21 protein-coding genes are annotated in these 20,742 nt (G+C 46.9%); 11 read left to right on the top strand and 10 right to left on the bottom strand.

The annotated features are described in order from the left end of the window. The first annotated feature begins 62 nt into the window (after nucleotides 1-62). Nucleotides 63-1,139 carry a 4-hydroxyphenylpyruvate dioxygenase gene (gene hppD / locus Q1A41_RS11005; RefSeq protein WP_299978557.1) on the top strand — a complete coding sequence of 359 codons (1,077 nt, stop codon included), beginning with the start codon at nucleotides 63-65 and terminating at the stop codon, nucleotides 1,137-1,139. A 115-nt stretch (nucleotides 1,140-1,254) separates the two neighbouring features. On the opposite strand, the gene Q1A41_RS11010 is transcribed toward hppD, so the two are convergent. Both Q1A41_RS11010 and Q1A41_RS11015 read right to left on the bottom strand, forming a co-directional pair. Then, on the bottom strand, nucleotides 1,255-1,971 hold the full coding sequence (locus tag Q1A41_RS11010; protein WP_299978560.1) for a hypothetical protein: 717 nt from the start codon (nucleotides 1,969-1,971) through the stop codon (nucleotides 1,255-1,257). 260 nt (nucleotides 1,972-2,231) lie between these two features. Further along, nucleotides 2,232-3,080: a fumarylacetoacetate hydrolase family protein gene (locus Q1A41_RS11015; protein ID WP_299978563.1), complete on the bottom strand. Its 849-nt coding sequence runs from the start codon at nucleotides 3,078-3,080 to the stop codon at nucleotides 2,232-2,234. A 136-nt stretch (nucleotides 3,081-3,216) separates the two neighbouring features. On the opposite strand from Q1A41_RS11015, the gene Q1A41_RS11020 reads away from it, so the two are divergent. Together Q1A41_RS11020 and Q1A41_RS11025 are read left to right on the top strand one after the other, a co-directional pair. Next, entirely contained in the window at nucleotides 3,217-3,453 is a 237-nt protein-coding gene (locus Q1A41_RS11020; protein WP_299978566.1) for a hypothetical protein, read from the top strand. Between the two features lie 96 nt (nucleotides 3,454-3,549). After that, the gene (locus tag Q1A41_RS11025) at nucleotides 3,550-4,176 is read left to right on the top strand and encodes a hypothetical protein (protein WP_299978569.1); all 627 of its coding nucleotides are present in this window, start codon (nucleotides 3,550-3,552) and stop codon (nucleotides 4,174-4,176) included. A gap of 1 nt (nucleotide 4,177) precedes the next feature. Here the strand turns inward: Q1A41_RS11025 and paaX are convergent, their stop codons facing one another. Further along, nucleotides 4,178-5,143 carry a phenylacetic acid degradation operon negative regulatory protein PaaX gene (gene paaX / locus Q1A41_RS11030; RefSeq protein ID WP_299978572.1) on the bottom strand — a complete coding sequence of 322 codons (966 nt, stop codon included), beginning with the start codon at nucleotides 5,141-5,143 and terminating at the stop codon, nucleotides 4,178-4,180. A gap of 202 nt (nucleotides 5,144-5,345) precedes the next feature. Between paaX and Q1A41_RS11035 the strand changes: the two genes are divergently transcribed. From Q1A41_RS11035 to Q1A41_RS11050, 4 genes are all read left to right on the top strand, one after another. Next, nucleotides 5,346-5,894 carry a flavodoxin gene (locus tag Q1A41_RS11035; protein ID WP_299978575.1) on the top strand — a complete coding sequence of 183 codons (549 nt, stop codon included), beginning with the start codon at nucleotides 5,346-5,348 and terminating at the stop codon, nucleotides 5,892-5,894. A 146-nt stretch (nucleotides 5,895-6,040) separates the two neighbouring features. Beyond that, nucleotides 6,041-6,529 carry an Lrp/AsnC family transcriptional regulator gene (locus Q1A41_RS11040; protein ID WP_299978577.1) on the top strand — a complete coding sequence of 163 codons (489 nt, stop codon included), beginning with the start codon at nucleotides 6,041-6,043 and terminating at the stop codon, nucleotides 6,527-6,529. A gap of 169 nt (nucleotides 6,530-6,698) precedes the next feature. Then, nucleotides 6,699-8,165, top strand: a complete 1,467-nt coding sequence (locus Q1A41_RS11045; protein WP_299978579.1) for an NADH:flavin oxidoreductase — start codon at nucleotides 6,699-6,701, stop codon at nucleotides 8,163-8,165. 161 nt (nucleotides 8,166-8,326) lie between these two features. Then, the gene (locus tag Q1A41_RS11050; protein WP_299978582.1) at nucleotides 8,327-8,797 is read left to right on the top strand and encodes an FAD/FMN-containing dehydrogenase; all 471 of its coding nucleotides are present in this window, start codon (nucleotides 8,327-8,329) and stop codon (nucleotides 8,795-8,797) included. 25 nt (nucleotides 8,798-8,822) lie between these two features. Here the strand turns inward: Q1A41_RS11050 and Q1A41_RS11055 are convergent, their stop codons facing one another. From Q1A41_RS11055 to Q1A41_RS11065, 3 genes are all read right to left on the bottom strand, one after another. After that, nucleotides 8,823-9,731: a hypothetical protein gene (locus tag Q1A41_RS11055; RefSeq protein WP_299978585.1), complete on the bottom strand. Its 909-nt coding sequence runs from the start codon at nucleotides 9,729-9,731 to the stop codon at nucleotides 8,823-8,825. Between the two features lie 139 nt (nucleotides 9,732-9,870). Further along, nucleotides 9,871-10,080 (bottom strand): cold-shock protein, encoded by a 210-nt coding sequence (locus Q1A41_RS11060; protein ID WP_299774630.1) that lies wholly within the window; start codon nucleotides 10,078-10,080, stop codon nucleotides 9,871-9,873. Nucleotides 10,081-10,414: 334 nt separating this feature from the next. Further along, a complete protein-coding gene (locus tag Q1A41_RS11065; protein WP_299978588.1) occupies nucleotides 10,415-10,813 on the bottom strand; it encodes a DUF4019 domain-containing protein in 399 nt (132 codons plus the stop codon). Nucleotides 10,814-11,026: 213 nt separating this feature from the next. On the opposite strand from Q1A41_RS11065, the gene Q1A41_RS11070 reads away from it, so the two are divergent. Further along, nucleotides 11,027-12,328, top strand: coding sequence for an amidohydrolase (locus Q1A41_RS11070; protein WP_299978591.1), 1,302 nt, complete (start codon nucleotides 11,027-11,029; stop codon nucleotides 12,326-12,328). A gap of 155 nt (nucleotides 12,329-12,483) precedes the next feature. Here Q1A41_RS11070 and Q1A41_RS11075 read toward each other — a convergent pair whose 3' ends face one another. Continuing rightward, nucleotides 12,484-13,386: a LysR family transcriptional regulator gene (locus Q1A41_RS11075; RefSeq protein WP_299978593.1), complete on the bottom strand. Its 903-nt coding sequence runs from the start codon at nucleotides 13,384-13,386 to the stop codon at nucleotides 12,484-12,486. Between the two features lie 177 nt (nucleotides 13,387-13,563). On the opposite strand from Q1A41_RS11075, the gene Q1A41_RS11080 reads away from it, so the two are divergent. Further along, the gene (locus Q1A41_RS11080) at nucleotides 13,564-14,139 is read left to right on the top strand and encodes a carboxymuconolactone decarboxylase family protein (RefSeq protein WP_299978596.1); all 576 of its coding nucleotides are present in this window, start codon (nucleotides 13,564-13,566) and stop codon (nucleotides 14,137-14,139) included. A 65-nt stretch (nucleotides 14,140-14,204) separates the two neighbouring features. Here Q1A41_RS11080 and Q1A41_RS11085 read toward each other — a convergent pair whose 3' ends face one another. Further along, nucleotides 14,205-15,680, bottom strand: coding sequence for a PLP-dependent aminotransferase family protein (locus tag Q1A41_RS11085; RefSeq protein ID WP_299978599.1), 1,476 nt, complete (start codon nucleotides 15,678-15,680; stop codon nucleotides 14,205-14,207). A gap of 167 nt (nucleotides 15,681-15,847) precedes the next feature. Between Q1A41_RS11085 and Q1A41_RS11090 the strand changes: the two genes are divergently transcribed. Both Q1A41_RS11090 and Q1A41_RS11095 read left to right on the top strand, forming a co-directional pair. After that, nucleotides 15,848-16,768: an EamA family transporter gene (locus tag Q1A41_RS11090; RefSeq protein WP_299978602.1), complete on the top strand. Its 921-nt coding sequence runs from the start codon at nucleotides 15,848-15,850 to the stop codon at nucleotides 16,766-16,768. A gap of 98 nt (nucleotides 16,769-16,866) precedes the next feature. Next, nucleotides 16,867-18,264, top strand: a complete 1,398-nt coding sequence (locus tag Q1A41_RS11095; protein ID WP_299978605.1) for an MATE family efflux transporter — start codon at nucleotides 16,867-16,869, stop codon at nucleotides 18,262-18,264. A gap of 45 nt (nucleotides 18,265-18,309) precedes the next feature. Here Q1A41_RS11095 and Q1A41_RS11100 read toward each other — a convergent pair whose 3' ends face one another. Beyond that, nucleotides 18,310-18,873: a class I SAM-dependent methyltransferase gene (locus Q1A41_RS11100; protein ID WP_363322374.1), complete on the bottom strand. Its 564-nt coding sequence runs from the start codon at nucleotides 18,871-18,873 to the stop codon at nucleotides 18,310-18,312. A 378-nt stretch (nucleotides 18,874-19,251) separates the two neighbouring features. Continuing rightward, nucleotides 19,252-20,739, bottom strand: a complete 1,488-nt coding sequence (locus Q1A41_RS11105; protein WP_299978608.1) for an amidohydrolase — start codon at nucleotides 20,737-20,739, stop codon at nucleotides 19,252-19,254. Nucleotides 20,740-20,742: the final 3 nt, after the last annotated feature.

Raw genomic sequence — 20,742 nt, forward strand, 5'->3', positions numbered from 1 at the left:
TGTGCCCTTATCCTGTGAGCCTTACTAAGCCGATGATATTTATTGATGATAAGGAGCCATTAATGGCCGATTTATTTGAGAACCCAATAGGCCTTTGTGGCTTTGAATTTGTAGAGTTTGCTGCCGCTGAAAAAGGGGTTTTAGAGCCTGTATTTGAATCACTAGGCTTCACCCATATCGCCAACCACCGCAGCAAAGACTGCCAATTATGGCGCCAAGGTGATATTAACTTTATCACCAACTATGAGAAGAACAGCCCAGCTTATTACTTTGCAGAAGAGCACGGCCCTTGTGCCTGCGGCCTGGCCTTTCGCGTAAAAGATTCCCGTCATGCCTATGATGAAGTTGTTAAGCGCGGCGCACAGCCAATGGACGTTAAAACCGGCCCCATGGAGCTTAACCTTCCTGCCGTAAAAGGTATTGGAGGCGCCGCCCTATACCTCGTGGACCGCTTTGAGCCCAACTCAAGTATCTACGATATCGATTTCGTCTACCTAGAAGGCGTTGATAAGCACCCTGAGGGCTGTGGCTTTAAAGTGATCGATCACCTTACCCACAATGTTTATCGCGGTCGTATGAATTATTGGGCGAATTACTACGAGAGCCTCTTTAACTTTAAAGAGATTCGCTACTTCGATATTAAAGGCGAATACACTGGCTTACAGTCGCGTGCAATGACTGCACCCGACGGTCTAATCCGTATTCCTCTGAATGAAGAAGCTGCAGGTGGTAAAGGTCAGATCGAAGAATACTTAATGGCCTATAATGGCGAAGGGATTCAGCATATTGCCTTTTCTTGCGACAATCTTATCGAGTGCTGGGACAAGCTAAAAGAAAAGGATATTCCTTTTATGACAGCCCCGCCAAATACCTATTATGAGATGCTAGAAGAGCGTTTACCTGGCCATGGCGAGCCAGTAGATGAGCTGCAAAAACGCGGTATTTTGTTAGATGGAACCACCGAAGGTGGTGAGCCACGCCTATTACTGCAAATCTTCTCAGAAACCCAGGTAGGCCCCATCTTCTTCGAATTTATTCAGCGTAAAGAAGACGATGGTTTTGGTGAAGGCAACTTTAAAGCGCTATTTGAGTCGATGGAACGCGATCAAATTCGCCGCGGTGCTTTAGACGTAGAGTAAAGCGAAGTTTTTAGCCCGCTAAGAAGCAAAAGGCCAAGCAACTCGCTTGGCCTTTTTTTGTTTGTTCAACGCTTTTTTGTACAATGCTATTTTGTGCAACGCTGTGCAAACAAGCTCATTCTTTCTGCTCTTCATCTTCCTTTTTACCGCCAGCGGCTGTAGGAAGTAAATTGCTAAGGAAGTTTAATACCGCCATTTGCTGGGACACTTCAGGCTCACCCGGGGCGGTAAGCAAGGGTGAAACAACGTACAAGGCGCCCATTCGCTCATCCCCTTTGCCGCTACCACAGTAGCTCGGGCCACTCATCGCCCAAGCAGCGCCCTTATGCCCCGCCAGGCCAACCGGACAGCTACCATCGGCTGTCGCCAAGCCACCGGCAACTGTTTCGCCCTCTGCACTAAAACTGGTCAATACCAAACTGCTCACCTGAAAGCCTGATTGCTCGTAGGCGATGGGGGCGTCCAGATTGCCGTCAAACATATCGGCGACATCGTCAGCGATTTTATCGCCGTTTAGGTTATAAATGGCAGCGTCGGCCTGCTCAAACAGATTAGCTGTTTGCACGGTACCATCGGCATGACCAAACATCGCCTTCCATTCGATATTAGGGTCATCAGTGCCTTTGAAATTACTCGAATCAGCCTCTAAATTGGCGATTTCATTGAGTTTTTCGACACTGCTGAAGGTACCAATATCATTGGCGGCTGTGACAAAGACGATATAGAAGGTTTCACCTGGCTTTACGCCCTTCGGAACCATGGCCTCTGGGGCTTCCAGGGCCAAAAGAGAAGAACTGAACAAGCAACAGATACTGGCTACTAAAGCTCTCATGGAAAGGCATCCTTTTCCAAAACTGTTTTGGCTTGGCCACGTTTTCCACGGTAGTAATAATTCCTGATCAATCAGGCTTTAAATACCATCAAAAAGGCCAAGTCACTCGATACAATCTAGTACCGCAGTTGCAAAGTAGCAAAAATGGGGGGCGCCCCTTGTGAACCAGCGCACACTTTTAGTGTGACAAATCTGACAATCGCTATTTGTGGTTAAACAGACAAATGAGCTGTCGCCTTAGAGCAACAAAAACTCAATATTCACTCACATATTCGCAAACAATGTGCCCCTAAACCGTTAGCGGAAATTTCCACGACATCGCCCGCTTTCAAATAGTTTGGCTCCTTCGCCGCGCCTTTAAGTGCTAACTTAACCCTTAGCTTCGCAGGCAATATCTTCGCCATAAACTTTTTAAATGGGCTTAGGCGCAGAGCCACCCCCGCTGGGGTACCCGTCAGAATACAATCCCCTGCTTTTAAACCCCTATCACCGGCAGCCTTAAGGGCGTATTCCAGCATGAGCTTGGGTGGGTAAATCATATTGCGACAATTGTCTTTTTGCCTCGGCTCGCCATTCACCGATAAGCTCAGCTCGATATCAGGGAATGCTTCTGGAGATAGTGTTTCGGGAAAGAAAATAGTTTCAGCCACCGGTAAAAAACCTGGCAAGCTCTTGGATAAGGTCCAATACTCCATGCGTTCTTTGTCGCTGGCCGCAAGCTCCCCACAAATCTGCAAACTGCGGGCACTGATATCATTGGCCAAGAAAAGCCCTAAGCGAGGCATCCAGTCAGGCTGATTTAATTGCTCCGAAGTGACATCCTCATCCAAATACATGCCCAACTCTACTTCATAATCCAGCATCAGTGGCATTGCAGGAACGGCGGCTTTCACCTTTTGGGCAATGTCAGGGTTTAAGGTTTCAAGGGCTTGCCATAAAGACTCTTCACTGGGCAAGCTTAAATCACAATCACCCACAGTTGCTGCGCAGTGTTTGGCAAACATCATGGGCTCAGTTTCTGTCGCCCCTACTTCTTCGATATGAGCCTTATAGGTTAAGCCTAAAGCAAATACTTCACCGATAGAGCTCGGAAAGGGAATGGCGTGCATCTCAAGTATTCCTTATTATTTTTGTCATCAAGTACTACAGTGAACAGCTTTACATTTATCGATAAAACTAAATCCACCTTGTGGGGATTTATAATACAGTAGGGCAAAGAATCTAACCCCAATCACGGAGCCTGTCATGTCATTTATCAAAGTTAGTGTTAAAACTGCCACAATCGTGCACGGTTACGACAGCCACAACCAGGAAATCATCGAGGAATTTAAAGAGGAGAACTTCACCACCAAACTGCTTTCAATAGATCGCCTTCTTTCCGTTAGTGAAAACTTTCTATTAGTGAGCGGTAGCCACGGGCGGGTAATGTATTGGGAATATGAGGGCGGGCTCTCGGATATAGAGGCTTTGATAGAGCGATAAGCTCTTGGTCTTGCTATCGCAGGCAAAGATATTAAACTACCGCAGGTATTTAGGTAGGCGAAGCTCTAACTGGGAGCTTTTATACAAGGAGAAAGAATGGAATCTAAAGGCAAGCGATTAAAACTGAGTTTTGTTTTCTGGCGAATTTTTCTAACGATTATCTTTGTACACCTTAGCGCCTGCAGCAGCATTCCTTTGGCCACAGCCTGGAAGTATCGCAACCACGGCATTAAGGAATTTATGGCTTTAGAGCCTCAAAATATTCGAGCCAAGGTACAGAGCAGTCAAGACCTAGTCATTACTCAGACTTACTTAAGTGTCGAGATCGAGTACGATCAAGAAAAGAAATCCTATGACTTCCCTCTTGCAAGAAACCTACACAAGCAAATAACAATTAAGAAATGGCTGGGCAAGGATGAACTCGCAGAGTACAGCGAATGGCAAATTAGCGCTCAAGGGATTGAGGACTTTCGGCGATTACAAGAAGATTGGCAAAAAGAATATTCCCACTGGTACGCCCCCAACAGTGGGAGCATTCCAAGTGACGGATTTAGCTTTAGTTACAGTGTTTCTACCCAATTTACTCAAGACTCCAAGTTCAAAGATGGATACTTTTCAATTTGGATAAAACTGTATGAAAAATTCGAGCTGTTTTTTGACGAGCAGTCTACCAATGGTATTTATGAACAGTTAAAAAATTCGAGTTCTACTGAAGCCAATTAAATCACTCACTCAACTCACCAAAGCGCTTGTAATAACTGGCTGATGCTTCAGGCAATGGCCCATCAGCGGTTTCCATCATCTGACATAAATACTGTTTAGCGTAGCGATGTACCCGCTTATAAATATTGGCTGTCAGTAGTTGCGCTGCATTGCCTGCCCAATCATTGGGCAGTAACTCTTGCGGAAGGTCAGAATCTTTTAATAGGATTCGGCGATATTCATGCACCAATAAACTGCGTAATTGAAAACAGCTTTTTGGGTCAAGCGGGCCGGTTTTGGGAATTGCCGCTTGCAGTGGACGGAATTTATCCAAAAACTCAAGGTATCGAGCTTCCAGCTGATCTAAATTCCAACAGCTTGCCGAAAGCTGCTTAAGGGCTGACTGGGATAAGAGATCTTCGGTTGAAGCTGTCATCACCACGACTTTATCGTGAATCTCTAACTCTTGTAGGGTTTCGTCTAAGCTTTGTCGCTCGGCACCGGGACGAGCCATCACGCCAGCGGTAAGCTGTCCAAAGCCCGCCCAGGTAAGCTCTTTACGCATTTGCTCACGGGCGTCATCGACGACATAGGCTGGCATCACCAGCGTCCATTTGCCATCCCAGTCTTGGCGCGATTGCGCATAGATTCTGCGAGCGGCCTTTTGATACTGGCGTAAACCAAACTCGGTAAAGCGATAATAGCTACGTCGCCCAACCTGAGTTGAATCCAACCAGCCCTCTTGAATCAAGCGGTAAACCGATGTCCGCACTAAGCGTTGGTTTAAACCAAAGGGTTCAAGTGCCTCAATCAAGCTGCCCAACCATACTGAGCCTCCATGCTGGGAAATTGAATCACCGAAAACCGTGATAATGAGCGAGCCCCCTCTTAGCGGGCGCTGTTTCTGAAAGGCCTCAAGTAGCTGGCTTAAACCAGGTAAATTGCCGCTAGCCGGCTCGGTATTCTCTAGTTCAGAACTATCAGTCAAAATTATTTCCAAATCAAATGCTTAGCTGCCGACCCCAATGCCTTAAAGCCCAATCGACGAATAGCCCTAAGTGTACAAAGCCTCGCAATGGGGTTCAAACCTACCTATGTGCAATAAAGTTTTATTTTACTCCAATTGAAACTTGTTAATAATAATCATTGTCATTATCATTAGCGAAATTTGAAATCTGGAGGCCTTCCCCATGAGCGCAATTAGCGATGCTCGAGTAGCCTTGGTATTTGGCACTGATACCGGCAATACCGAAGACGTTGGTGAAAAGATATGCGAACAGTTTACCGGCTTAGGCGTAGCAGTCGAGATGGTTAATATCGTTGATATTGATAGCCAGTACTTTACCAATTACGACTTAATCCTAATGGGTATTCCTACCTGGGATTTTGGCGGCATCCAAGAAGACTGGGAAGAGCGTGAAGACATTATCCTAGATGCCAACTTGCAGGGTAAGCAAATCGCCTTGTATGGCCTCGGAGACCAGCTAGGCTACGGTGATTACTTCCTCGACGCCATGGGTTGGCTGCATGAGCGCGTGCTGAAGGTAGGTGCCAAAATGATTGGCTACTGGCCAACTAAGGGCTACGATTTTGAAGCTTCCTTAGGCTGCAGTGAAGACAAGTCCTACTTCTTTGGTCTTGCTATTGATGAAGACCAGCAGTTTGAGCAAACCGACGCTCGAGTTCAGGCTTGGGTGGAACAGCTCACTCAAGAGTTTGAAGCCGCTGCAGCAGCTTAAGCGCACAAATTAAGACATTATTTCTTTTTCGGCCCGCTAAAACAAAGGAGCTTGCCAATCGGCACCCTTTGGCGAAGCGGGCTATGTTTTTTACTCTACCAAGCATAAAATCCCCCTGAAGTGAATATTTTGAGTGATTTTTGCCAATGAATATAGAAGAAGCGATCAAGTTGGATAAGATCGATATAAAAATACTAAAGGCCTTACAGGCCAATGCTCGTATTAGCAATGCCGACCTAGCCGAGGCTGTTAACCTGTCCCAAACGCCTTGCTTGAGACGCCTACGCAAGCTCGAAGCCCAGGGCTTAATCAAGCAATACCGCACCCAGCTCGATCGCAAGCAGCTTGGTTTACAAATATCGGCTTTTGTTTTTGTAAAACTCGAGCGCAACACCGCTCAAAATGGCAAAGAGTTTGAACAGGCCGTTGCCGAATTACCCCAGGTAATGGAATGCTGTGTGCTTGCCGGTAGGCATGATTACAGCTTACGTATTGTTACTAAAGATCTGGAGTCCTATGAGCGCTTCATCAAGCATGATCTGGCCCATGTCGATAAGGTGGCCCATATTGAGTCGACTATCATCCTCAATCAGGTTCTAGATCGTGCGGTTATTGATCTTGAGCGCTCCCTATAATGCTCATATCATCAAACCCGATATACCCATAGCCCGAAACCTCTGCCACTGCATCAAAGCCCACTGAGATAAAGCCGCAACCAAGCCCCTTTAAGGGCGCGCTTGCTTATTGAAGCCATAAAAATTAACATTACATGTAAATTTTTTATCAATAAATGGTTGTAGACTTATGTGGAAGCCGCCCCAGAGAATCAAATTCACTCCATTGGATGAGCCTTGGCCAAGCCAAGCGGAAGCGGCTAAAGCTTTATTGTTCCAAAGTTTTAAACATGGTCCGTTAGAACTCAGCCAGCGCAGCTGGATTCCAGCTATGGTTCCTTGGCGGGCCACCGAAGACGGCTATGTGTCTGACAATGTGCTGGATTGGTATCGCCGCTTTGCCGAAGGCCAGCCGGGCGCAATCGTTATTGAGGCTACCGGCATTCGCGATGTGCCCAGTGGCCCCCTTCTGCGAATCGGCCATGATCGCTACATAGAAGGTCTAAAAAAGCTAACTCAAACTGTCCATGAAGCCAGCCAGGGACAGACAAAAATTTATATTCAGTTGATCGACTTCTTGTCGATACGACGTCGCCCTGAGCCCGAAAAGTTCTTTCAGCGCTTTTTACAGATCGACGAGGAGCTGCGACAAAAATTTGAGCGCGAAACTTTAGAGACAGATAAAAGCGAAGCTGAGATTCGATCCGCTTTAGCGGATATGGATGAACAGACCTTAGCCAGAGTGCTTGATGAGCGCCAGCTGGAATCTTTATACCAAGGCTTTCGCGAGCGGGTTTTTGATCCAGAGCCACACATACAAGAGCTGCCCCAAGTTTTGCCTGGCCTGTTTGCAGATGCCGCAGAGCGTGCCAAGGCTGCGGGTTTTGATGGTATTGAGCTGCACTATGCCCATGCCTACACCATGGCCTCTTTTCTTTCTGCCCGAAATATTCGCAGCGATGGCTATGGCGGTCCGCGCGAAAACAGAGTTCGCCTCCCTTTAGAGGTTTTTGCCAAAGTTCGTGAGCGTGTAGGAATGGATTATCCATTGGGCTGTCGCTTTCTAAGTGACGAAATCATCGAAGGTGGTAGTCATTTAGCCGACGCGCAGTACTTTGCCACCGAGTTTGCACGCGCCGGCATGGACTTTATTTCACTATCTCGCGGCGGAAAATTTGACGATGCCAAACGCCCGAAAGTTGGGCAAGCTGCCTACCCTTACACCGGCCAATCCGGCTATGAGTGCATGCCGTCCTTCCAGTCCGATGAACAAGGCCCATTTGGCCGCAATATTGAGCCCACAGCCAGCATCCGACAGGCCATACGCAAAGCAGGCTTTCATACCCCCGTGGTGGTCGCCGGCGGCATTCACAGCTACCAGCAAGCTGAAAATATCTTGCAGCAAGAGCAGGCTGATATTATTGGTATCGCTCGCCAAGCTATTGCAGATCCAGATTGGTTTCGCAAAGTAAAAAGTGGCTGCGGAGCCGAAGTAAGATTATGCGAGTACAGTAACTATTGCGAACGGCTTGATCAAAATCACCAAGAAGTCACCTGCAACCTTTGGGATAAAGTAGGTCGTGACGAAGACTCAGCCACCCTCAGCCAAGATGGTCGCCGCCGATTAATTGCCCCGCAGTGGGAGAAAAGCGAATAAAAGGAAATCTATCCTACGCTTTGACTCAATGAATGACTCCGACTTGTGTTAATATGGCCCCTATAAAAATCATAGGGGCCCTTTTCATTCCTGCCCACTATTGGTTCTAAGCTACGAACCCTGATCAGCCTCTCTACTAGCCATTTATTGGAGTTCAGTCTATGCCTCTATTCAAGAGCCTCGCGATAGCATTTTGCCTGCTATTATCACTACCCACTTTTGCCGAGCTTAAAGCCGGCGATCGGTTTCCCGATATTGAATTCACTGATCAATTCGACAAAAAACACAAAATCAACAATCAAGATAAATTGCTCTTAATATCCTTTGATAAAAAGGTTTCCGAGCAGGTTCATGAATTTTTGAGTACGCAAGAAAAAGATTTTCTGAGTAAGCACAATGCACGCTATATCGCAGATATCAGCGGCATGCCCAGCCTTATTAGCAAGATGTTCGCACTGCCTAAAATGCGAGATTACACTTACACATTGCTACTGATTAAAGACAAAGTGCTTGCTGAGAGACTCAGTCCGTCCGAAGATAAACTGCTCGTTTTTCGCCTGGAGAATGGCAATATTCAAGAAATTAAATTTATAAGCCCTAGCAAGGTCGCTCTTGCATTCAGCAAACCGTAAAACGACATACTCCGGGGCGAGGAACTTATATCTTTCTCGCCAACCACAACAAGCTGTTAATTAAAAACTGCTCGTTCTGTTCAGCGCCCTTCGCAGCTAAACCCATTTTCCATTGTTCTTTACCGGACACTTGAGCCGTAAACATACCGGCTTCACCAAACACCAGCAGCCTACCTTTTCCCAACTCTAAGCTTGCCCCCTGATGCCAGCCCTGAACTGGAATAGTTGGTGTATCATCGTTTATACCCCAAGACTTCTTCGGCATATAAGCCACAGCCGCCTTGCTAAAACTCATAATAGGTTTAGCTTGCGGGGGCGAAAGAAAGGCCTGCCCCATAAAACCACGAACTTTAGAGATCGATTGTGAGCCTTGCATCCCTGTAAGAATCGCATGGCTTTGGAGACTGTTATCACTAATCTCAAAATACTGCTCACGGCTACCTAGTATTTCGACATAAGAATTTGAGAAGTGAAAACCAAAAATTTCAGCCAGCTCTTCTGCCGCTTTAGGAAAGGGCATATGATCGGCAATCAACATCAATGAACCGCCCGCCTTCACCCAATTAAAAAGCGCTTCTATTTCGCTGCGCTTAAATGCAGGGTAATTGGGTAAATCCCAGTTTCTACGATTCTGCGGATGTAAGGCATTGGCAATCACCAAGATATCAGTGCTCTTAAGCAAGTCCCGATCGATGCTTTTCAGATTACTGGAAACCTGAAAGCCCGCATTGCTGAGCACCTTAGCAAAGGGCTGATATTTGCCCTCCAAGGTATGGAAATTGGCATGAGCGGCATCTATTTTGACCCGCGGTCGATTACTGTTTGGGAAGTAGTCTTGTGTGTTTTTGACTTGATAATGCTTATCGACCAATTGCTGGGCATTGAGGCCTATGGGGAATAGGCAAAGTATAAGAATAAAGACTTGCGGCATCATGGTAAGCTAAAAAAGCCCTTAATTTTTGTATTGCAAAGGATCAAGGCTCTAAATCCAGCGGGATAACAACAAATTACCCCCTTAAAAACGCAAAAAGCAAGCCGAAGCTTGCTTTTTGAGAGATGTCTACCGTTTTTGCTTATAGCGCAACGATATTCTCAGCCTGAGGGCCTTTCTGACCTTGAGTTACAGTGAACTCAACTTTTTGGCCTTCATTCAAAGTTTTGAAGCCGTTGCCAGAAATAGCACTGAAGTGTGCGAATACATCAGGACCGTTCTCTTGCTCGATAAAACCAAAACCTTTAGTTTCGTTGAACCACTTAACGGTACCAGTAACAGTGTCAGACATTAGATAAAATCCCGTAGGTAAAAATAATAGTGCCTTCATGAGGCGTGTTTAGCATGAAGAAACAGATAAATTCTTTAACAACTGCAGGACGATGAAATATAAATTACGTCGTAATGGAACTGTAAAAAGCTACTCGTTTTCAGCTGAAGGCAGGCTATAGTCCAGACCACATAAAGTCAAGGTCTTTAAGACAACAATTCAATCTAATCGCAAACAAATACGGTAACTCGCCTAAATTACCTCTGTTTAGCTCACATAACGACCAACCAGTTAACCCGGGCAGCCCCAAAGGGTAACTAAAGAGAAAATTGGTTTACAGCTCTCAATTCAAGCTTTATTTAATATAGTAGCCAACAACCTGCCAATCAGAACCTTCTTTCTTTAAGGTCACAGTCTCTGTCGCCCTAGCCATATTTTCAAAACTGGCGTTTAAAGTCACCACGATATATTCACCTACTGGCGCTCCGGGCAATGACGAGCGAATATCACTATTGCTGATCTGACGACTCAGCACCTTACCAAGCGGCTTTCTCACCTGAGTTAGGCCTTTTTGCCAATCTTCTTTGGCCACCTGAGATTTAAAAAATGGTGCAGCCAAATCCCAGCTTTGTGCATATTTACCGCTATCTACCATCTCCAGCCAAGATAAGACCTCTTTGGATTGCAGCCCTTGGGCAAATGATAAACAGCTGAGTAAAAATAAAACGGTGGCTATCTGAGCATTTTTTTTCATGGTGGGCTCCATTGTGAAAATTAAGTCGACATACAATAGCAAAAAATGATTTTGGCCGCCCCAACACAATAAAAATCATTTTATGCAAAGACTCAGCAGAATAAGCAAGCTAAAGCATTTGTAAAACTTACTGATATGCCTAAGCTAATTCTGGTCTCTCTTTCCTCAATCGTTATACTCTTACATAGCAAAACAAAAACTAAAGGAAGTATTATGATGAAGCCCCTCTCCTTTGCTTTGGCCAGCTTAGCTGTTGCCGTAGCAAGTCCGGCTTTCGCCAGCGATAGCGTGAGCAAAATGGCCGATAAAATCGAGCCTCAAGTCATCGAATGGCGCCACCATTTTCATGCCAATCCTGAACTTTCCAATCGCGAATTTGAAACCGCCAAATATGTCACCAAATACCTCAAAGGTTTAGGTCTGAAGGTACAAACGGGAGTTGCTCATACCGGTGTTGTGGCTGTATTAGATAGCGGCAAGCCCGGCCCTGTCGTTGCGCTACGTGCTGACATGGATGGCCTGCCGGTAACAGAAACCGTTGACCTACCCTACGCCTCCAAAGCTAAGTCTACCTATCGAGGTCAAGAAACCGGCGTTATGCACGCCTGTGGCCACGATACCCATATGGCCATGCTGATGGGTGCGGCTAAAATTCTTGTCGAGCATAAAGATCAGCTTAAGGGCAAGGTGAAGTTTATTTTCCAGCCTGCCGAAGAAGGCGCCCCAGATGGTGAAGAAGGCGGTGCTGAACTGATGGTGAAAGAAGGCGTTCTGAAAAACCCGGATGTAGATGCAATTTTTGGCTTGCACATCAATTCACAGACCGATGTTGGCGTAGTGAAATATCGTAGCGGCGGCATTATGGCAGCCGTTGACCCATACAAGATTGTCGTAAAAGGTAAACAAGCCCACGGCGCTTACCCATGGTTAAGTACTGATCCGATCGTTACCGCGGCACAAATCATCATGGGATTACAAACCGTAGTAAGCCGCGAAGCCAACCTTACTCAATCAGCCGCCGTAGTGACTGTGGGCAAGATTCAAGGCGGCATTCGCTCAAACATTATTCCAAATGAAGTTGAAATTATCGGTACAATTCGCACCTTAGATGAAGGCGTGCGTGAAAAGGTACACGAAGGGGTACGTCGCAAGGCTGAGCATATCGCTAAGAGCATGAACGCTACTGCTGAGGTAACTCTGCCGCTGAACTATAGCTATCCGGTAACTTACAACACTCCAGAGCTAATGCGTCAAATGTTACCAACGCTGACTCGCACAGCAGGCGATGCGAACGTGCAAGAAGTAAACCCAGTGACCGGTGCTGAAGATTTCTCTTTCTTCCAAGAAAAAGTTCCCGGTGTGTACTTATTTGTTGGTGGCAAAGCAAAAGACCGTCCACTTAGTGAGGCGCCTGCGCACCATACTCCTGAGTTTCGTGTTGAAGACGAGGGCATGAAGCTAGGTGTTAAATTATTGGTGAATTTAACTATGGATTATATGGCTCAAAAAAAGTAATCTGAGCCAAGCGAGTTCGAGGAGCTAACGGGCAATAGTAGTTGGACTGCTATTGCCCGTTTTTTATTTGTAAGAAGAAGGCTACCCAAGAAGGAAAACTCTAAAAGCTCTGGCTTTCCATAAAGCCAAAATCAAAATATAGAACAGCTATTAAATCATCGCTTGTTAGCCTGCTCAAAATAGTACCTTACCAATTGGTAGAAACGCTCAACATGAACTGGCTTTTCTCCGTGAAAACGGTGCAGAAAATAAAACGGCCAAGTTTTTCCGCGATAACCCTCAAGGATTTTTATCAAACGCCCTGCACGCAAGGCCTGAGCGAGAGCAAACTCAGGAATTAGTCCAATCCCCAGGCCATTCTCAATAAAACTCAAGCTGCTGCTGAGGCTATTACAGCGACAAATAAATTGTGGCTCCAATGACATTGCCCCATGCAGCTCATGATGCAATTCAATGCTTTTATCTTGCCATGGCGCCGCAACCATCGCTTGCTCCAGCAATTGCTCGGGGGAAGATAATTTACTCGCCGTTTGCAAATAAGCTGCACCCGCGCAGAGCAGCTCTTGGCTTTTGCCAATGTTCAGCGCGCGATACTGACTATCAGCCAGATCACCAGCGTAAATGGCCACATCGTATTTATCTTGAATTAAATCCTTAGGTTGATCGCTGACGTCGACATGGGGCTCAATTTCAGGAAATTCCACACATAATTGCTGAACAGCAGGAATCACAATATCCAACTCACAAGAATGCGGTAGCGTAACGGCAAAACGCCCAGATGGGCGTTCTTTCTGCTGTTCTACTTCGTTGATTATATGATCCACTTGCTGCTGCAGGAACTCGCAGCGTGCCAGTAGGCGCTGCCCCTGTGCCGTCAAGTTCATACCACGAGTGTGCCGGGACAGCAGCTGCTGGCCAAGCTGCGTTTCAAGGCGCTTTATCTGTTGGCTTACGGCCGACTTACTTAATCCTAATTGCTGAGCCGCCGCTGTAAAAGACTGCTGCTTTGCGACTTCTGCAAAGCTGATCAATGCTGGTAGCAACTTACTTCTTTGCATCTATTTAGCCTTCTTGAAATGTTTCAGCCTTGTTTGGAAATACCCCTCGAACCATTGTTCATTTTATTAAACAATATGTTAATTACAAGGTTATTGTTCCAATATAAACACAAAAATAGACTAGCTCCACTGTCTGAGCAAACAGACATTCAGCAAATTTAAGCATTGGAGAACACTATGTCAGTACAACAGCACTTTGTATTTCAAAACCTTGAAGCCATCAGTGATGAGGTGGCCGGACCAGAACAAGCTGAGCTTTTCGGCACCGCCATGGCGAATTTAGGCCTGGTACCTAATATGTATCGCAGCATGGCCAACTCACCGGCTCTGCTGCGCAGTTACTTAAAGAGCTACTCTGAGTTTCGCGAGAACAGCAAGCTCAGCCCAATTGAGCAAGAAGTGGTTTTTTTGGCGATCAGTAAGGATAACGGCTGCCAATATTGCTTAGCCGCACACAGCATGATTGCCGATAAAGTGGCTCAGATGCCCGCAACCTTGTTGAGCGCCCTGCGCAGTGGCGAAGCTATCGATGATAGCAAGTTGTCAGCTTTGCGAGATCTCACTATAGAGCTTAATCAAAGCCGGGGTCGTCCTAGTGAGGCAGTGGTCGCTAAGGCGTTTGCCGAAGGCTATGAAGAAGAAGTAGTCTTGGCAATTCTCGTCGCCATTTCTGCTAAGACTCTTAGTAATTACAGCAACCATTTATTTGCCAACAAATTAGATGATGCTTTTATGGACTACTCCCTTGGCTAAACCAACCTTTACAAGCCAAGGCCTATAAGCCAAGCCCTATACGCCATCATCTGGCGAAAGCGGAGCTAGTTTGCATCAAGTATTTTAGCTAATAAACTTAATGCTTCCTGCCCGGTATTGGCCACATTAAAACGCATCGAGTTCGCACCCTGCCCTTCGGCTCTAAAGACATTACCGGGTGCGAGCACCATGTCATTTTCCATGGCCTTCTGGGCGAGCTCAATACAATTCAATGAGCCCTCAGGCACTTCAGTCCATAGAAAGAGACCGTGCTCGGCTTGCCCAAAAATTTTAAAACCAAGCTGCTCTAAGCCATTGCTGGCTTGCTCTCGAGCTTCTTCTAAGCGGCCATGCAAACGGCTTAAGTGCTTACGATAAAAGCCATCCACTAAGGTAGCGTGTACCGTGCGCTCGGTTATTTCACTGCAGGTTAACTGGGTGAGTAGCTTTAAATCCATCAGTTCGTTGGCGAGGTCTTGTCGGCAAGCGATGTAACCCACCCGCAATGCTGCGGATATGGTCTTGGAGAAGCTGCTGACATAAATCACCCGATTTAATTGATCCAATGAGGCCAAGCGCGGGCCAGGATTGGGGTGTAGATCACCATAGATATCATCTTCTAAAAGATAAAAATCGTGCTGCTCTGCAAGCTTTAGTAATTCAAAAGCAACACCTGGACTGATGCAGCTACTGGTCGGGTTATGCAAAATCGCCGTGGTCATCATCAGCTTGGGCTGATGCTCCTGCAATAAAGCTTTTAAGGCCGCTATATCCGGGCCATCTTCGTTTCGTGGCACAGGTAATGCTTCCGCCCCAAAAAGTTTAAGCATGCCGAATAGATTAAAATAAGCCGGGTCATCAATTAATACCTTATCCCCCGGGCGGAGCATTAATCGACAAACCAAATCCACCCCATGAGATGCGCCGTGACAAGTAATTATTTGCGGCACTTCAGCTCGAATTCCAGCTTCTTCCATACGTCTTGAAAGTTGCTGACGCAATGGTACATAGCCACCCGCTTGACTGTACTCAACTAAGTGCCCACCGTTTTGGCGAGAAAGCTGGCGTAAACTGCGCTGCACATTGGTGCTTTCCATCCAGGTAGCTGGCAGCCAACCGCAGCCTGGCTGAAGGCGATGCTGGCCGTCTTTTAAGGCTTGGCGCAGTGACCATAAGATATCGCCCGCCCTATCTAGCCGACAAGCCGTCTGCACATTTTCTGTTGCCGCCAGCTTGCCAACATAAAAGCCAGAGCCTTTACGAGACTGCAAATGCCCGGAGGCAACTAAACGATCATAGGCCTGCACCACAGTAAAGCGGCTTACCCCATGTTCCTCAGCAAAACGACGAATTGAAGGGACTTTGCTGCCTGATCGCATCGAGCGTTGCTCGATTCTTTGACTAAAGCCCTGAACAATTTGCTCTACTAGGGGTTGTTCGTCGTGGCGATTAATCGCTAGCAATGCCAAACTGCTCTCCTCGCCGATGCTATACGGCAACATTGAATCCAAAATAGAAAAGTGTATTGGTAAAAGCACCATGACAGTGGCATGTACCGTTTACCCAACTGTACATGTATTGTCAGCTTGTAATGGCTTATCTTTTCATAAAGCTTTTGTCATAGCAATGGGCCCGATTTCGCTGCTAAGGCGCTATTTAAAGCGACAATGTATAGCGAGAACTAAGAGCCCCTTAACCGAGAGTTACCGTGAATAATCTGAGTCTTTACCTCACCACCGTCCTGATTTGGGGCTCCACCTGGTTTGCAATCACCTTTCAGCTTGGTGAAGTTGCATCCTTGGTTTCTGTGGCCTATCGCTTTGCCCTCGCAGGTATTCTATTAATGCTCTTCTGTGCCCTGTTCGGCAAACGCTTGCGCTTTGCTTGGCGTGAACATTTGCTGATGTTTTTGCAGGGCAATTTTTTATTTGGCTTAAATTACTGGCTTATGTATTTAACCACCGAAAGAATCAGCTCAGGTCTAGTGGCGGTGATTTTCGCAGGCATTGTATTTTTGAATATTCTCAATGGGCGAATCATTTTAGGCCGCCCAATACAAAGCCATGTTTTGCTGGCCGCCATGATAGGTATTATCGGTATTTCCATGGTGTTCTGGCCTGAGCTTGCTGCGGTAGAAAGTGCAGGTGGCGATATATGGCTGGCGCTGGGATTAGGCTTTGCCGCCACCTACTGTGCCTCGCTCGGTAATATTTTGTCTTCACACAATCAAGAACGAAAAATACCCGTGCTACAAGCCAATGCTTTCGGCATGAGTTACGGAGCGCTGAGTATGATGGTAATTGCCGCGCTGATGGGGCTAGAATTCAATTTTGATAGCCGCCCAGAATATATTGCCTCCTTGCTCTATCTTTCTGTATTCGGCTCCATTATTGCCTTTAGCTGCTATCTAACCTTGGTCGGCCGTCTAGGTGCCGATAAGGCCTCTTATGCCAGCTTGCTGTTCCCAGTGATTGCGCTGCAATTATCGGCCTGGTTTGAAAGCTTCCAGTGGACTTGGTTAAGTATCTTAGGACTGTTATTGGTGCTGATTGGCAATGTTTTAATAATGACACCAAGACAACGCCTACTAGGGCTTTTAAAAGCGGTGCCCCAAAGTAAGGCCAGCTAAACGCCCCTTGACCATTTCGCACCACGGAAGGTGACACTTTGGCTCTGTTTAGAAATCAGCTCCAGCTGCTACACTGGAGGGATAATTTCAAAGATTAAATGCCTGCGATATATTCGAGCATTGATACAGGGCCAAAGCCTGCAACCATGGAAGCGACAGCCAACTCTAAGCGCCCCTCTATTCTCGGCCTCGCTCTGCCGAGTATTTCTTTATTTTTGATATTTAATCTGGTTAATCTTGCCGTAATAAAAATTGTGGCCACCTTAGGCACGGCTGAAGTGGCCGCTGTTACCACAGGCTCGAGAATCTTCTTTATTGTTTATGCTGGCATTATGGGCTTAAGTGCTGGTGCGACGGCATTAATCGCCCATGCTTGGGGTGCGGGTGACCCCAAAGAAGCGGCGCTACAAGCCAGCCTTAGTGTAAAGCTCGGCATCGCACTAAGTATTGTAGCCAGCGCCCTGTTTATGTGGCTGGTGCCTTATTTAGCCGATGTGTTTCAACTACAAGGCGAAGCTAAGCAAGCAACCATTGATTATGTGCGCTTCTCCAGCGCCTTCAATGCAAACTTTGCGATTATCGTTTTAATTACCTCGGCACTGCGAGCTACCGGCGATGGTTGGGTACCGCTTTATATCACTGCGGTTTGCAATGCGCTATTCCTACCGCTTTGTGCGGCCCTTACCTTTGGTTGGCCTTTGCTGAATATTCCGGAATTAGGCATTCGTGGCACGGCACTGGGTGGTGGCATTGCTTATGTATTGGGCAGCATTTTAACTTGGCTGCTGTGGCGCCGACACTGCCTGCAACTGCCCTACCTATCGAGCAGCATTAAAAATGATTGGTTAGCCGTAAAGAAGCTTTGGCACATCTCTTATCCGGCAATCGCCGAGCAGCTAGTGATTCAAATCGCCCTATTTTTATTTTTAACCGTAGTCGCAACTTATAGCACCGAAGCCTTTGCAGCATACGGCGTTGGTCTAGGAATCTTATCCATCACCATCGTGATTGGTGCCGGCTTTGGTGTGGCCGCCTCAGCCTTAGTCGGGCAGGAATTAGGCGCAGGTAACCCAGAGCTAGCCATTGGCATAGGTTATCGCACCTTGTTTTGGGCCGTATTAACCATGACCCTAATGGGCGGACTTACCATTTACTACGCCACAGCGCTAGCCAGCTTTATGGTGAATGATCCTGAAGTTATACGTTTAACGGCTGTATTTTTATTAATGCTAGGCATCTCTCAGCCCTTAATGGCGGTAGATTTTGCTCTGGGCGGCGCCCTGCGCGGTGCGGGTGATACACGCTTCCCATTGCTTTCAACTTTCTGTGGCTTTTTGCTGACCCGCATGGCCGTAGCCCTAGTATTTAAAATGCTAGGCCTCTCGGTGGAATGGATATTTGGCGCTTTGATTGCAGATTATATTGTAAAAGCCATTTTGATTTTCTATCGCTTTTACTCAAAGGTTTGGCTCAGGCCTCACCTTCCCAGCTCTTAAATTCGCTTAACGCTTTAGTGATATATCTCTGGCAATGCCAAACGTTTAACCGCCGGATTTTATAGCAATCATCATGACATGCTTTTCTGGAAACTGATCCAACTCTAAATGTTTAGGCTGCATATTGTTTTCCAAAAGCACTTGAATATTTTTATTAATACCTACCGAGCTGTAATAGAAGTCATCATCACGCCAACGATCATAATGATCACCTTCGGCATCCCCAAAGGTATAAAACAATACTCCACCGCTTTTGAGAATGCTCGTTAGCTTTTTCAAAACTGGAACCTGTTGGTCGAGGGGTAAATGAAACAGGCTATCCCAGGCCAGTATAAAGTCATACTGTTTACTCGTCTGCCAGTGACAAATATCTTCACAGTAAAAATTACCACTAGGGTGTGCTTGCCGAGCCAGGTCGATCATTTTAGGGGAGACATCCACGCCATCCACACTAAAACCCGAAGCCAACAAACGATTGATAAATCGCCCACCTGCACCACAGCCAACATCTAAGGCCTGGCCCTCTTGCTTAGTAAACCTTAGCGCTTGCTCAAACTGGTGAATGCCATATTGCGAATCACGATGTTGCTGCTGCCACCAACTGGCGATTTTATCGTATTTCTGGGCAAGTTCTTAGGGCCTGTTAACACTAATTCGGCCATCACTGCCGAACTTATTTCATCGATTCGGCTAGGCAGGGTGAGCGTATTGTGGTCATTCCACTATAGCGAGCACTAACACAGCCGAGCGATGAAATAAGTCGGCCTTTATGCCCTTTGGGTACGAAGGGTTAGGCTAAAATCGCCTTACTCGGTGTTGCTCGTTGCTTATTTGGAGCGACCAAACTACGCGCCTCGCGCCGTGATTAAGGCGATTTTAGCGCTAACAGTGATGGCCGAATTAGTGTTAACAGGCCCTGGGCTGCATAATAGCGCTCCCCTTTACTGTGTGGTTTTTGGAAAACGCTATTAGGCATGATAGAAAAGATTATTTTTTAACGCGGTAGTCTAGTGGCGGCTTACGATCACCGAGCAAGGCTTTATATTCGAAGTTTTTGCCTCGGCGCTCTTCAAATTCTGCTTTCGCTGCCTTAATAACTTCAGGCTGCTGATAGAGATCGATCATAGTCGTCGCCATCGTCTTGGCAGCCAGCAACATGCCCTTATGGCCAATACTGGTACCACCAGCAGCAACCGCCTGCCAACTATGGGCCGAAGTGCCAGGCACCCAAGTCGCGGTACGCAAACCAACGGTTGGCACTACCCAACTGACATCACCTACATCGGTTGAACCACCAGATGAATTAATGGCTTTGCTGAAGGGGTATATTTTGGCTTCGTCACCCTTGGCCTTTTCACCACGCTCGCCCAAACTGATACGTATTTTATCGGCAAACTTTTGCTCTGCAGGGCTATAGCTAAAACCACCAAACTGCGCCAAGCTATTGTGCATTAACTCAGCCAAGGCCACATTAGGTAAAACACTGTGGTTGCCATGGATAACTTCCCATTCCACCTTAGTTCCCGTCCCCATGGCCGCGGCTTTAGCAATATCTTCTACACGCTCCCAAATAGGCACTAGGGTTTCTGCTGCAGGGCTGCGCACATAATAAAAAACTTCAGCGAACTCAGGCACCACATTAGGCGCTTCACCACCGTTGGTAATCACATAGTGAATACGCGCATCGCTAGGAATATGCTCACGCATCATATTCACCATCATGTTCATGGCCTCTACGCCATCCAAAGCCGAGCGGCCATATTGCGGAGCCGCCGAAGCATGAGAGGCGATACCATGAAAGCGAAATTTAGCGGATTTATTGGCTAAAGAAGTACCCACAGGGGCGATGTTTTTATTGGCAGGGTGCCAGTGCAACATAATATCGACATCGTCGAACAAGCCTTCGCGTACCATATAGACTTTGCCTGATCCGCCTTCTTCAGCTGGCGTGCCGTATAAACGAATCTGGCCCGCCACCTTGTTTTTTTTCAGCCATTCTTTCACCGCGATCGCCGCAGTTAACGAGCCGGCACCAAAAAGGTGATGGCCACAAGCATGGCCCGAATTCATGCCAGGCTCGGCCATTTTTTCAGGCTTTGCAGCCTGACTAAAACCCGGTAAGGCATCCATTTCAGCCAATATGGCAATTACGGGCCCGCCTTTACCGTAGCTGGCCACAAAGGCAGTTTCTGTACCCGCAAGCCCGGCTTTAACCTTAAAACCTGCCTGCTTAAGCAGCTCTTGCATCTCTACTGAGCTTTTATGCTCCTGATAGCCCATTTCAGCCAAGGACCACAGTTTATCGGCTAAAGCCGTTGCCTGCTTAGCCTGCTTGTTTACCGAGGCTTCTACAAAGCTGGCATTTTCACCTTTGGCGATGGTGTTGGCAGCACCGGCCTGTAAGCCTGCCGGTAGTGCAATGGCAGCCAAGCCACCCAACGCGGCAATAGATAGCTGCTTAAAGGATTTTTTCATGCG

This window comes from uncultured Pseudoteredinibacter sp., assembly GCF_947502065.1.
GTDB lineage: Bacteria > Pseudomonadota > Gammaproteobacteria > Pseudomonadales > Cellvibrionaceae > Pseudoteredinibacter.